Here is a 12,090-nt window from a genome sequence, read left to right on the forward strand (position 1 = left end):
CGTCCCCGGCGGTCGGATCAGGCGGAGCCTGGCCGCAGGTCATGCCCGAGCGCGCGGGCCCGATCCACGGCCCCCGCGCGCGACGTCGCGTCGAGCTTCCGGTAGGCGCTCCGCATGTGCGACTTCACCGTGTTGGGGGAGATGAAGAGCCGGCCGGCGATCTGCGTCACCGTCAGCCCGTCGGCCAGGCAGGCGACGATGGCGCGCTCGCGGTCCGTCAGCGGATCCACCGGCGCCGCCTCCACTCGCACCCGTCCCGCGCGGACGCCCTCGAGCATCTCCCGCACGCCGGGCAGCTGGTCCCGCTCCAGGGCGCGGTCGACGAGCGCGTGCGACGCCGCGGCGGGGAACACCGCGAAGGGCCGGAGGGCGCCGGTCGACACGGCGTGGAGCGCCGCGCGATCGAACGCGTGATCGCTCCGCGCGCGGTCGCCGAGGCCGTGGTGCGCAGCTGCGACCACGAGCAGCACGTCGTCGAGGGTGCGCCCCGAGTGCGCGTCGCCGAGCGCGAGGCAGTCCGCCATCTGGGCGAGGGCGCCGACGTGGTCGTCGGCCTGGACCCGCAGCCGTCCGGCGATCATCGCCGGGCACGTCGAGTGCTGCGCCGTGGGCTCCAGGGTGCGGAGCAGGTCCCACGCCGAGGCCGACTGCTCCAGCTGCGCGAGGAGGGACGCCCGCAGCGTGTCGCGCATGGTGGGGACGGGGCCGTGCTCCGCCCAGCCCACGCCGAGGTTGTGCAGCCGACGCAGGTGCTCGAGCGCGTCGAGCCGGAGGCCGCGGATCGCTGCCACGGTGGCCTCCGCGTAGCGGGCGAGCAGCTCCCAGTCGGTGCCGTCGCTGGCGGGGCGGAGGCCGTCGACGATGAGCATCGCGTCGTCCTGCCGCGTCTCGTCGACCGCGATCATCGCGGCGGCGATCTCGGCCGGCGCGAGGAAGCCGCTGCGCGCCAGGTCGGGATCGGCGCCCGGCGAGGCGAGGAGCCCGCGGGCGCGGACGACGAGATCGCGCGCCTCCTCGATCTCCCCGAGGCAGTAGGCGAGGTACGCGAGCGCGCCGCGGCACTCCAGGCGGTCGGGCAGCACGAGGTGGCGTTCGCCGAGGCCCTCCGCGACGCGGAGCTCCTCGCGCGCCGCGGTGAAGTCGCCGAGGTGCGTGAGCACGAGCCCGCGCTGCAGCGCCACGCGGGCCTGGAGCGCGATGCGCGCCTGCAGCGGGATCCCGCGCTCGGTGTCGAGGATCGACCTGGCCTCGTCGAGGCAGTCGCGCGCCTCGGCGAGCCGGCCCACCCGGCGGTCGCCCGCGGCCCGGTGCACGAGGACCGCAGCGCGCGTCCGCACGCCAGGTGCGGGATCCGCGGTGAGGAGGAGGTCGAGGGCGGAGCGGTAGGCGATCGAGGCCCGGCGGTCGGAGGCGACCGCGCCGCGGTAGGTCGCGGCCATCCCGGTGACGAGCCAGACGTCGTTCTCCCACGTGGCGGGGTCGAGGCGGTCGTAGAGGGCGCGGATCCGGTCGGAGTGGAGGTCGACGTGCAGGGGCCACCCGTCGGCGAGGAGGGATGCGGCCTGCTCGTCGGCGCCGCCGTCCAGGGCCTCGCCGATCGCGTGCTCGAGACCGTCGATGGTCGGCGCGTCGCTCATGGGGTCCTTCGGGGCGGGGCCCGGTGGGGAGGCCGGACCCCTCCACGCTACGTCCCGACGGTCGTCCGGAGCGAGGCGAGGGGCGGGGCTGTCCGTGCGCGGACATCCGAGCGCGGAGATGACATGTGCATAGCTTGGCTATATGATCGACGCATGACCGATCACGACCTGCGCGGCACCCTCGGGGACCTGGTGACCGCCGGGCACCGGCTCACGCGCCTCGCCGCGCACGAGGTGGGCGGCACGAGCTCGCCCGCCGTATGGCGCACCCTGTCGGTGCTCGTGACGTGGCCGGGAGGGATGCGCCTCGGCGCGCTCGCCGAGCGCAGCCGCGTGTCCCAGCCCACGACCACCAAGATCGTGCGCTCGCTCGTCGCCCAGGGCTGGATCGCGCAGGTCACGGACCCGTCCGACGCGCGCGCGACGCTCCTCGAGATCACGTCGGCCGGCCGGTCCGCGCTCGGCGACTGGCGCGACCGCCTGGCCACCGCGCTCGTGCCGCGCTTCGCCGACCTCCCGGCCGACGACGTGGCCGTGCTCGCGCGGGCCGTCGAGATCGTCATGTTGCGCGTCGACGGCGAGCCCGCTCCCGCTCCCGCGGGCGACTGACCGCCGGCGCCCGCCGACCCCGCACCACCCATCCGCACCGATCCCAGGAGGCGACACCGCACCCGTGTCCACCCAGCAGCACGCGTCGTTCCGCGACATCTTCCGCCAGCCCCGCTCCGTCTTCGCCGTCGCCTTCGCGTGCGTCATCGCGTTCATGGGCATCGGGCTCGTCGACCCGATCCTCCCCGCCATCGCGGACAGCCTCGACGCGACCGCCACCGAGACCGAGCTCCTCTTCACGAGCTACCTGCTCGTCACCGGGCTCGCCATGCTCATCACCAGCTGGATCTCCAGCCGCATCGGCGCCAAGCGCACCCTCCTCATCGGCCTCGCGATCATCGTCGTCTTCGCCGCGGCGGCCCTCCTCTCCCAGGACGTGGAGCAGGTCATCGGCTTCCGCGCCGGATGGGGCCTCGGCAACGCGCTCTTCATCTCCACGGCGCTCGCGACCATCGTCGGATCCGCGTCCGGCGGCACCGCGTCCGCGATCATGCTCTACGAGGCGGCGCTCGGCCTCGGCATCGCGGTCGGCCCGCTGCTCGGCGGCCTCCTCGGCCGCTGGAGCTGGCGCGGCCCGTTCTTCGGCACGGCGACGCTCATGGCGGTCGGCTTCGTCGCGATCCTCGCCCTGCTCGGCAAGGAGGACGCGCCCCGCGCGCCCATGCGCCTCTCCGCCCCGCTGCGCGCGCTGCGCACCCCCGCGCTCGCGGTGCTCGCCGCCGCCGCGCTGTTCTACAACATCGGCTTCTTCGTGCTGCTCGCCTACACGCCGTTCCCGCTGGGCTTCGACGCCATCGGCCTCGGCCTCACCTTCTTCGGCTGGGGCGTGGGCCTCGCGATCACGTCGGTGCTCGTGGCGCCGCTCCTCACGAGGCGGATGGCGCGCACCTCGGTGCTCCGGCTCGTGCTCCCGCTCCTCGCCGTCGACCTCGCTGCCGCCGGGCTCGTGGTCCGCTCCTCGATCGGGCTCGTGGTGTGCGTGATCGTCGGCGGGCTCCTGCTCGGCGTCCTCAACACCGTCCTCACCGAGTGCGTGATGGAGGCCACCGACCACCCGCGCAGCGTCGCGTCGTCGGCGTACTCGTCCGTGCGCTTCCTCGGCGGCGCCATCGCCCCGCCCGCGGCGACCGAGCTCGCGGACCTGTTCTCGGACGCGACGCCCTACTACGCGGCGGCCGGATCCGTGCTCGTCGCCCTCGTGATCGTCGTGGCCGGTCACCGCTGGCTGCGTCGCGTCGACGCGGACCCCGTCGACGCCCTCGAGGAGGCGCAGGCGGTCACCGCCGGCGACGCCTGACGCACGACCCGCGCACCCCTCCGCCCCCGATCCCGCCCGCCCTCACGGCGCCGGCGGCACCGGGGGCGCGGTCGTGCTCGTGCGCGCCTGGAAGTCGACGGGCACCGTCACCGTGCGCTCGGCCGCGCCCTCCGGTGCGAGCCCCTCGAACACCATGCCCACGGCGGTCCGCCCCTGGGTCCGCGGGTGCTGCTCCACGGTCGTCAGCCCGAACAGCGGCGCGAGCGCGTGCCCGTCGATCCCGGCGACCGAGAGATCGGCGGGCACGGCGATGCCCAGCTGCCGGGCCGCGAGGATCGTCCCGATGGCGATCTCGTCGGAGGCCGCGAAGATCGCCGTCGGTCGCGTCCGCGGGTCGGCGAGCAGCGCTATGGCCGAGCGGAAGCCGCCGTCGATCGTGAACTCGGCCGTGGCGAACCGGGCCTCGAGCCCGCGCGGATCCGCGTCGATCGCCGCCCGGTAGCCCGCGAGCCGCTTCGCGTGCACGAAGAACGCCATCTGCGCGTGCAGGTCGCCGCCGAGGTGCACGACGCGCGCGTGCCCGAGGCTCAGCAGGTGCTCGGTGGCCAGGCGCGCCGCGGCCTCGTCGTCGATGCTCAGGGTGCTCATGCCCTCGACCGGCCCGCCGATCCCGACGAGCGGCTTGTCGAGCGCGCGCAGCCGCACGACCTCCGCGGGCGTGAGGGCGACGCTCACCGCGATGACCGCGTCCACGCGCTTGCGCACGAGGAAGTACTCGAAGACCTTCCGGCGCTGCTCGGGATCCGCGGTGAGGCGGTACAGCGTGAGGTCGTGGTCGGCCTCGATGAGCGCCTCCTCGATCCCCTCGAGCAGCTCCGCGAAGAACCAGCGGTTGATGAACGGCATGACGACGCCCACGTTCATCGACCGGCCGGTCACGAGGCTCGAGGCATTCGAGGAGACGACGTACCCGATCTCGGCGGCGGCCTCGGAGACGCGGGTGCGCGTGGCGGGGGAGACGTAGCCGCGGCCGCTGAGCGCGCGCGACGCGGTGGCCTTGGAGACCCCGGCCAGTCGGGCGACGTCGGCGATGGCGCTCATCGCGCTCCCTCCATCGGGACCCGCGGCGCCTCGTCGCGCCGTACGCGCACGCTGGAAGCGGTTCCAGCATGCGCGGGGGGCCGGTTCCGATGATGGACCATCCGCGCCGGCCGCGCCTACGCCGCCGCCGCGAGGTTCACCGATTCGTTACCCCAGCCACCTTGCCGTGGGCTGCGAGCTCCCCTACGTTGACCTCTGGAACCGGTTCCCCATCGGGGAGAGGTTTTCAGGCGACGGCGCCTTACCCGCCGGCGCACGCATGACAGGACGGCGGGGCGGACCCGCATCCACTCGATGAAGAGGAGACGCACATGGGCCACGCCCTATTCCGACGTCGCTTCGCGGCACCCCTCGCAGCGGTCGGCATCGCCGGCCTCGCGCTCACGGGCTGCACGGGCGACATCGCGGCCAAGGACGCCGCGGACACCGACTGCTCGCCGTACTCGTCGTACGGCACGTTCGAGGGGAGCCCCGAGGTCAGCATCGGCGGCACGATCCAGGACGACGAGGCCGACCGGCTCGTCGAGTCGTGGAAGGACTTCGAGTCCTGCACGGGCATCACCGTGAACTACCAGGGCACCAAGGAGTTCGAGGCGCAGATCGCGGTCCTCGCCGAAGGGAAGTCCGCCCCCGACATCGGCATCATCCCGCAGCCGGGCCTCTTCAACGTGCTCGCCTCGAAGGGCTACCTCCAGCCGGCGCCCGCCGCCGTCGAGGAGAACGTCGACAAGGGCTGGTCCACGGACTGGAAGGGCTACGGCACGGTCGACGGCACCTTCTACGGCGCGCCGCTCATGGCGAGCGTCAAGGGGTACGTCTGGTACTCGCCGGCGGAGTTCAAGGAGAAGGGCTACGAGATCCCGAAGTCCACCGCCCAGCTCATGGACCTCACGAAGAAGATCGCGGACGAGGGCGACCACAAGCCGTGGTGCGTCGGCATCGGATCCGGCGACGCCACCGGCTGGCCGGGCACCGACTGGATCGAGAGCTTCGTCATCCGGCAGTCGGGCGCCGAGACCTACGACAAGTGGGTGACGCACCAGATCCCGTTCAACGACCCGGCCATCGTGCAGGCGTTCGACGCGGTCGGCGACATCATCAAGAACCCGGACTACGTCAACGGCGGCCTGGGCGACGTCTCGTCGATCATCTCCACGGAGTTCGGCGACGCCGGCCTCCCGATCCTCGACGGCGAGTGCTCGCTGCACCACCAGGCCTCGTTCTACGAGGGCTTCTGGAAGAAGGCCGACGGCACCGACGCGAAGGTCTCGCCCGACGGCGACGTCTACGCGTTCCTGCTGCCGCCCACGAACGAGGGCGACGCGACGACCGTCACCGGCGGCGGCGAGCTCGTCGGCGCCTTCAAGTCGAGCGACGAGATCACCGCGGTGCTCTCCTACCTCTCGAGCGACACCTGGGCGAACAACCGCGTCAAGCTCGGTGGCGTCATCAGCGCGAACAAGGGGCTCGACCCCGCGAACGCGTCGAGCGACATCCTGAAGCAGAGCATCGAGATCCTGCAGGACCCGAACGCCACGTTCCGGTTCGACGGCTCGGACCTCATGCCCGGCGCGGTCGGCACCGACTCCTTCTGGAAGGGGATCGTCGGCTGGCTGAGCGGCGACTCGACCCAGAAGACGGTCGACGCCATCGAGTCGAGCTGGCCCGCGTCCTGATCGACGCAGGCTGATCCACCTCCGGCCCTGATGGGGCCGGCACCCGGGCGGGCATCCGTGCCGCCCCTGCGGGGCCGCCGCGAACGCGGCGGCCCCGCTCCCACATCCCTCCGACCCGAAGGGCGAGACGTCCATGACGACCGCTGATCTGATCGGCAAGATCCTCCAGGTGGTGGTGGCGCTCGCCGTCTTCGCCGTGGTGATCGGGCTGATCCTCTTCCTCATCGACAAGGCGCCGAAGCGCGGCAAGGACTGGGTGCAGCTGGGCGCCTTCGTGCTCCCCGCGCTGATCCTGCTCGCCGTCGGCCTCATCTACCCCGCGTTCCGCACGACCCTGCTCGCGTTCCGCGACAACTCGGGGGAGTGGGCCGGGTTCGACAACTTCGTCTGGATGTTCACCCAGCCGTCCGCGCTCCGCACGCTGCTCAACACGGTCATCTGGGTGGTATTCGTGCCGCTGCTGTCGACGGCCATCGGCCTCGCCTACGCGGTCTTCATCGACAAGTCGCGCGGCGAGAAGTACTTCAAGGCCCTCGTCTTCATGCCGATGGCGATCTCGTTCGTCGGCGCCGGCATCATCTGGCGCTTCGTGTACGACTACAAGTCGGGCGACAACGCGCAGATCGGCGTGCTCAACCAGATCCTCGTCTGGACGGGCCAGGAGCCCGTGCAGTGGCTGCAGACCTCGCCCATCAACACGGCGCTGCTCATCATCGTGATGATCTGGATCCAGACGGGCTTCGCCATGGTCGTGCTCTCCGCGAGCATCAAGGGCGTGCCGACCGAGCAGATCGAGGCCGCGCAGCTCGACGGCACCAACGCCTGGGAGCGGTTCCTCAACGTGACGCTCCCCGGGATCCGCGGGTCGCTCGTCGTGGTGGTCACGACCATCTCGATCGCGACGCTCAAGGTGTTCGACATCGTCCGCACCATGACGGCGGGCAACTTCGACACCAGCGTCATCGCCAACGAGATGTACACGCAGGCGTTCCGCGCCGGCGAGCAGGGCCGCGGCTCGGCGCTCGCGATCGTGCTGTTCCTCATGGTGCTGCCGATCGTCATCTACAACGTCCGCGTCATGAGCAAGCAGAGGGAGATCCGATGAGCGTCGCACCCGCCGACCTGCCCGTCGCGGACCGCGGGACGCGTCGCGGCACCATCGAGCAGGCGGCCACCGTCGGGGCGAAGAGCCGCCGCGTCAAGAACCGGCTCACGTCGCGTCGCGCCACGGTCGCCGCGCTGATCATCGCGGTCCTCTGGACGCTGCCGACCTTCGGCCTGTTCGTCTCGTCGTTCCGCCCGGCCGGCCTCATCCAGACCACGGGCTGGTGGACGATCTTCCAGAACCCGGGCTTCACGCTCGACAACTACAAGGACGTGCTGCTCTCCACGTCGCAGTCGTCGCCGCAGCTGGGCTCGTACTTCGTGAACTCGCTCGCCATCGCGATCCCGGCGACGCTGTTCCCGCTCGTCATCGCGTCGATGGCGGCGTACGCGTTCGCGTGGATCAAGTTCAAGGGCTCGAACTTCCTGTTCGTGCTGATCTTCGCGCTGCAGATCGTGCCGCTGCAGATGGCGCTCATCCCGCTGCTGCAAATGTTCACGCGCACGCTCCGCCCGCTGCAGGAGGCCGTGCACGCGGTGGTCCCGCTCATCCCGGAGCAGGGCTACCTGCCGGTGTGGGTGGCGCACACGATCTTCGCGCTGCCGCTCGCGATCTTCCTGCTGCACAACTTCATCTCGGAGATCCCGGGCGAGGTCATCGAGGCGGCCCGGGTCGACGGCGCGAGCCACGGCCAGGTGTTCTTCCGCATCGTGCTGCCGCTCGCGCTCCCGGCGATCGCGTCGTTCGCGATCTTCCAGTTCCTCTGGGTCTGGAACGACCTGCTGGTGGCGCTGATCTTCTCGGGCGGCACACCGGACGTGGCACCTCTCACGCAGCGGCTCGCGGAGCTCACGGGCACGCGCGGGCAGGACTGGCAGCGGCTCACCGCCGCGGCGTTCGTCTCCCTGATCGTCCCGCTCATCGTGTTCTTCAGCCTCCAGCGGTACTTCGTGCGGGGCCTCCTGGCGGGGTCCACGAAGGGCTGATCCGCGCTCGCCCGGCCCGGCCCGGTCGTCCGCTCGCGCGGGCGGCCGGGCCGTCGCCCTGTCCGGCGCCGCCGTGGTCGGGGGAGATCCCCCACGGGCGTAAAATCGCCGGAATGACGAGGATGGGCGACATCGCCGCGGGCGGCGGGATGCGCGGAGGCGGCGGACGCCGCGGGCGGGTGAGCGCGGCCGACGCCGAGGCCCAGCGCCGGGCCAACGCCGAGGCGCCGCGCGTCGAGAACCTGCTGGGCCGGATCGCGGAGCTGTTCCGCCCGCACCGCCGTGCGCTGGTCCTCACGATCGCGCTCGTGCTGGTCGGCGCGGGCCTCACGGTCGTGCCGCCGCTGCTCACGCAGCAGGCCTTCGACCGCGGGCTCTTCCCGCCGACGGGCGGCCCCGACATCCCGGTCCTCGTCGAGCTCGTCGCGATCATGATCGCCATCTGGATCGCGGGCGCGGGCCTCGGCGTCTGGCAGACGTACCTCACCGCGACGGTCGGCAACCGGGTCATGGGATCCATGCGGGTCGACCTGTTCCGCCACCTGCAGAGCATGGAGCTCGGCTTCTTCACGCGCACGAAGACGGGCGTCATCCAGTCCCGCCTGCAGAACGACGTGGGCGGCGTGGCGGCCGTCCTCACCAACACGGTCTCGAGCGTGCTCGGCAACACCGTGACCGTCATCGCGGCGCTCGTGGCGATGCTCGTGCTCAACTGGCAGCTCACGCTCGTGGCCGTGGTGCTCATGCCCGTGCTCGTGATCGCGCAGCGGCGCGTCGGCCAGGTGCGGGCGCGGATCGCGTCGAAGACGCAGGAGTCGCTGTCCGACATGACGGCGATCACGCAGGAGACGCTCTCGGTCTCGGGCATCCTGCTCTCGAAGAGCTTCAACCGGCAGGCCGCGGAGACCGCGCGCTACGAGGCCGAGAACCGAACGCAGATCCGGCTGCAGGTGAGCCAGCAGATGAGCGGGCAGTGGTTCTTCGCGCTCGTGCAGATCTTCCTGTCGATCATCCCGGCCATCGTCTACGTGGTCGCGGGCTTCCTCATCACGGGCGGCGTCAGCGTCACGGCGGGCACCATCGTCGCGTTCACGACCGTGCAGGCGCGCCTCATGTGGCCGCTCATCGGCCTGATGCGCGTGGCGCTCGACCTCCAGACCTCGGGCGCGCTGTTCGCCCGCATCTTCGAGTACCTCGACCTCGAGCCCGCGATCCGCGACCGGCACGACGCGCGCAGGGTGGCCGAGGGCCCGGCGCTCGGCCGCGTCGCCTTCGACGACGTGCGCTTCTCCTATCCGGACACGCGGCCCGGCGAGCGACCGACGCTCGACGGCATGTCGTTCGCGATCGAGCCCGGCCAGTTCGCCGCGTTCGTCGGCCCGTCGGGCGCGGGCAAGACGACGGTGTCGTACCTCATCCCGCGCTTCCACGACGTGACCGGCGGCCGCGTGCTCTTCTCCGGCGAGGACGTGCGCGACCTCGAGCAGGAGTCGCTGCTGGAGAACATCGGCATCGTCAGCCAGGAGACGTACCTCTTCCACGCGACCATCGGCGAGAACCTCCGCTACGCGCGTCCCGACGCCACGCAGGAGCAGATCGAGCAGGCGGCGCGGGCGGCGAACATCCACCCGACCATCGAGTCGTTCCCCGACGGGTACGACACGCTCGTGGGGGAGCGCGGCTACCGGCTGTCCGGCGGTGAGAAGCAGCGCATCGCCATCGCGCGCGTGCTGCTGAAGGACCCGGCCGTGCTGATCCTCGACGAGGCCACGAGCGCCCTCGACGCGATCTCGGAGCGCGTCGTGCAGCAGGCGCTCGACACCGCGTCGCGCGGCCGCACCACCATCGCGATCGCGCACCGGCTCTCGACCGTGGTCGACGCCGACGTGATATTCGTCGTCGTCGCCGGTCGCATCGTCGAGCAGGGCACGCACGCCGAGCTGCTGGCCCGCCGGGGCGAGTACGCGCGGCTCTACAGCGACCAGCGCACCGAGGCCGCCTGACCCGCGGATCCGACCGGCGCCCGGACGACGCACTGCCCGCCCGCGAGGCGGACGGGCGGTGCAGCGGGACGGCTCAGGACCGGGCGTCGAGGAGCTGCTGCATGTAGAGGATCTCCTTGTCCTGGATCATCACCATGCCGTTGGCGAGGTCCGTGATGAGGGGATTCCGCGACCGGTCGAGGAGCGCCTGTGCCATCTCGACGCCGCCGCGGTGGTGGGCGATCATCAGCGTGAGGAACTTCCGCTCCGCTGCCACGCCCGTGAGCCCCTGCAGCTCGTCGAGGTCGGCCTGCGAGGCGAGGCCCGGCATCGTCGCGCCGGGGGTCATGTCCATCGACGAGTGGTCGGTCTTCCCGTCCAGCGTCGGCAGCGTCATCCAGGTCATGCGCGGCTGCGACGGCGCCTGGTCGAGGCCCCACGACGTGAGGAACGCGTACATCTGGCCCGCCTGCTGGGCCTGCGCCTGCGCGATGTCCTGCGCGATGAGCTTGACCTCGGGGTCGTCCGTGCGGTCGATGATCATGAGCGACATCTGCACGGCCTGCTCGTGGTGCACCTGCATGTCGCGGGAGAAGCCGGCCTCCGCGCTGTTCGTGCTGGGCGTGAGCGCCGACACGGGAGCGGTGACGCGGCCGACGAGCAGCCCGGCGACCACGAGGGCCACCGCCACGATGCCCGCGGCGAGGCCGATGCGGATCCGGCGCCCCCGGGCGCGCGACTCCTCGCCGTGCGCGACGAGGCCCTCGAGCTCCTCCTCGCGGATGTCGTCGTCCGGGACGTGGTCCACGACGACGTCGCCCTCGTCGGGGCGGTCGGATCCGTCGGTGCCGCGGTCGGTCACGGTCAGCCGACCCGGCCCTCGCCCTCGAGGGCGCCGGTGCACGCGGCGCCGGCCTCGGGGGCGTTCGGGCTCTTCCAGTACTTGGCCATGAAGTCCTTGATGCGCTGGTCGTCGACCGAGTCGACCTTGACCTGCGCGCCCCACGCGGACAGCGCGATGGGGGTGTCGAGGCCCTCGTACGGCGACATCGTGACGTAGCCGCCGAACGACTCCGCGTACTTCTGCAGGTTCGACAGGTCGTCGCCCGTGATCTTCGCGGCGTCGTACGTGATCCACACGGCCCCGTGCTCGAGGTCGTGCACCGCGTTCTCGTTGGGCTGCGGCTGGTCGTAGACGCCGCAGTTCAGCCACATGGGGTTGTGCTCGCCGCCGACGGGCGGGCTCATGCCGTCGTACAGACCGGCGTAGTCGACCGGGGTCTGGACGTGCGTGCTGGGCAGCGAGTCCCAGGTGCGGAGGCCCTCGATCGAGATGTCGGCCGGATCCTGCTTCGGCGTGCCGCTCGAGACGACCACGCCGATCACGACGGCGACGACCGCGACGGCGGCCACGGATCCCGTGATGATGCCGATGAGGCGGTTGCGGCGCGCGCGGTCCTGCTGCTTCTTGAGCGCCGCTACCTTCTCGGCGCGGCGGGCCTCGCGCTGCTGCTTGACCGTGAGGTCCTTCTGGGCCTGCTTGGCGGTCGGCGGGACGGGCCGTCCGCTCTCGTCGCCGGAGGGCGTGGTGTCGTCGCGTCGCGCCACGGAGGGTCCTTCTCTGCTGGGGGAATGTGCATCCAGGGTACCGGCCCGTCCTGGGCGGACCCTGCTCGCGGCCGCGCCCGATGCCCCGTAACACGGCGGAGGCACGCGCCTACACTGGACGGGCGGGG

At 71.7% G+C, this 12,090-nt stretch carries 10 protein-coding genes; 6 read left to right on the forward strand and 4 right to left on the reverse strand.

Annotated features, from left to right (window positions below; translation table 11 throughout):
- Nucleotides 1–17 precede the first annotated feature (17 nt).
- The gene (locus B5P21_RS17535) at nt 18–1,637 is read right to left on the reverse strand and encodes a LuxR family transcriptional regulator (protein WP_045529260.1); all 1,620 of its coding nucleotides are present in this window, start codon (nt 1,635–1,637) and stop codon (nt 18–20) included.
- Between the two features lie 153 nt (nt 1,638–1,790).
- Between B5P21_RS17535 and B5P21_RS04520 the strand changes: the two genes are divergently transcribed.
- Entirely contained in the window at nt 1,791–2,246 is a 456-nt protein-coding gene (locus tag B5P21_RS04520) for a MarR family winged helix-turn-helix transcriptional regulator (protein WP_045529259.1), read from the forward strand.
- Nucleotides 2,247–2,310: 64 nt separating this feature from the next.
- Entirely contained in the window at nt 2,311–3,543 is a 1,233-nt protein-coding gene (locus B5P21_RS04525) for an MFS transporter (RefSeq protein WP_094170827.1), read from the forward strand.
- Nucleotides 3,544–3,585: 42 nt separating this feature from the next.
- Here the strand turns inward: B5P21_RS04525 and B5P21_RS04530 are convergent, their stop codons facing one another.
- Nucleotides 3,586–4,605, reverse strand: coding sequence for a LacI family DNA-binding transcriptional regulator (locus tag B5P21_RS04530; RefSeq protein ID WP_045529257.1), 1,020 nt, complete (start codon nt 4,603–4,605; stop codon nt 3,586–3,588).
- 311 nt (nt 4,606–4,916) lie between these two features.
- Between B5P21_RS04530 and B5P21_RS04535 the strand changes: the two genes are divergently transcribed.
- From B5P21_RS04535 to B5P21_RS04550, 4 genes are all read left to right on the forward strand, one after another.
- Nucleotides 4,917–6,281 (forward strand): ABC transporter substrate-binding protein, encoded by a 1,365-nt coding sequence (locus B5P21_RS04535; RefSeq protein WP_045529255.1) that lies wholly within the window; start codon nt 4,917–4,919, stop codon nt 6,279–6,281.
- 133 nt (nt 6,282–6,414) lie between these two features.
- Complete coding sequence (locus B5P21_RS04540) at nt 6,415–7,386, forward strand: carbohydrate ABC transporter permease (RefSeq protein WP_045529253.1); 972 nt, start codon at nt 6,415–6,417, stop codon at nt 7,384–7,386.
- The gene (locus B5P21_RS04545) at nt 7,383–8,372 is read left to right on the forward strand and encodes a carbohydrate ABC transporter permease (protein WP_045529251.1); all 990 of its coding nucleotides are present in this window, start codon (nt 7,383–7,385) and stop codon (nt 8,370–8,372) included. Before B5P21_RS04540 ends, B5P21_RS04545 begins: the two co-directional genes overlap by 4 nt.
- Before the next feature lie 122 nt (nt 8,373–8,494).
- Nucleotides 8,495–10,375, forward strand: coding sequence for an ABC transporter ATP-binding protein (locus tag B5P21_RS04550; protein WP_094170828.1), 1,881 nt, complete (start codon nt 8,495–8,497; stop codon nt 10,373–10,375).
- A gap of 73 nt (nt 10,376–10,448) precedes the next feature.
- On the opposite strand, the gene B5P21_RS04555 is transcribed toward B5P21_RS04550, so the two are convergent.
- Both B5P21_RS04555 and B5P21_RS04560 read right to left on the reverse strand, forming a co-directional pair.
- The gene (locus B5P21_RS04555) at nt 10,449–11,216 is read right to left on the reverse strand and encodes a DUF305 domain-containing protein (protein WP_094170829.1); all 768 of its coding nucleotides are present in this window, start codon (nt 11,214–11,216) and stop codon (nt 10,449–10,451) included.
- Between the two features lie 2 nt (nt 11,217–11,218).
- Entirely contained in the window at nt 11,219–11,962 is a 744-nt protein-coding gene (locus B5P21_RS04560) for a thioredoxin-like domain-containing protein (protein WP_094170830.1), read from the reverse strand.
- Nucleotides 11,963–12,090: the final 128 nt, after the last annotated feature.

Origin of the sequence: Clavibacter michiganensis subsp. insidiosus (assembly GCF_002240565.1) — a bacterium.
Taxonomy (GTDB): domain Bacteria; phylum Actinomycetota; class Actinomycetes; order Actinomycetales; family Microbacteriaceae; genus Clavibacter; species Clavibacter insidiosus.

Coding starts and splice junctions, on each gene's coding strand:
- B5P21_RS04540 (WP_045529253.1), top strand. CDS start 6,415: ATGACGACCGCTGATCTGATCGGCAAGATCCTCCAGGTGGTGGTGGCG.
- B5P21_RS04530 (WP_045529257.1), bottom strand. CDS start 4,605: ATGAGCGCCATCGCCGACGTCGCCCGACTGGCCGGGGTCTCCAAGGCC.
- B5P21_RS17535 (WP_045529260.1), bottom strand. CDS start 1,637: ATGAGCGACGCGCCGACCATCGACGGTCTCGAGCACGCGATCGGCGAG.
- B5P21_RS04545 (WP_045529251.1), top strand. CDS start 7,383: ATGAGCGTCGCACCCGCCGACCTGCCCGTCGCGGACCGCGGGACGCGT.
- B5P21_RS04535 (WP_045529255.1), top strand. CDS start 4,917: ATGGGCCACGCCCTATTCCGACGTCGCTTCGCGGCACCCCTCGCAGCG.
- B5P21_RS04520 (WP_045529259.1), top strand. CDS start 1,791: ATGACCGATCACGACCTGCGCGGCACCCTCGGGGACCTGGTGACCGCC.
- B5P21_RS04550 (WP_094170828.1), top strand. CDS start 8,495: ATGGGCGACATCGCCGCGGGCGGCGGGATGCGCGGAGGCGGCGGACGC.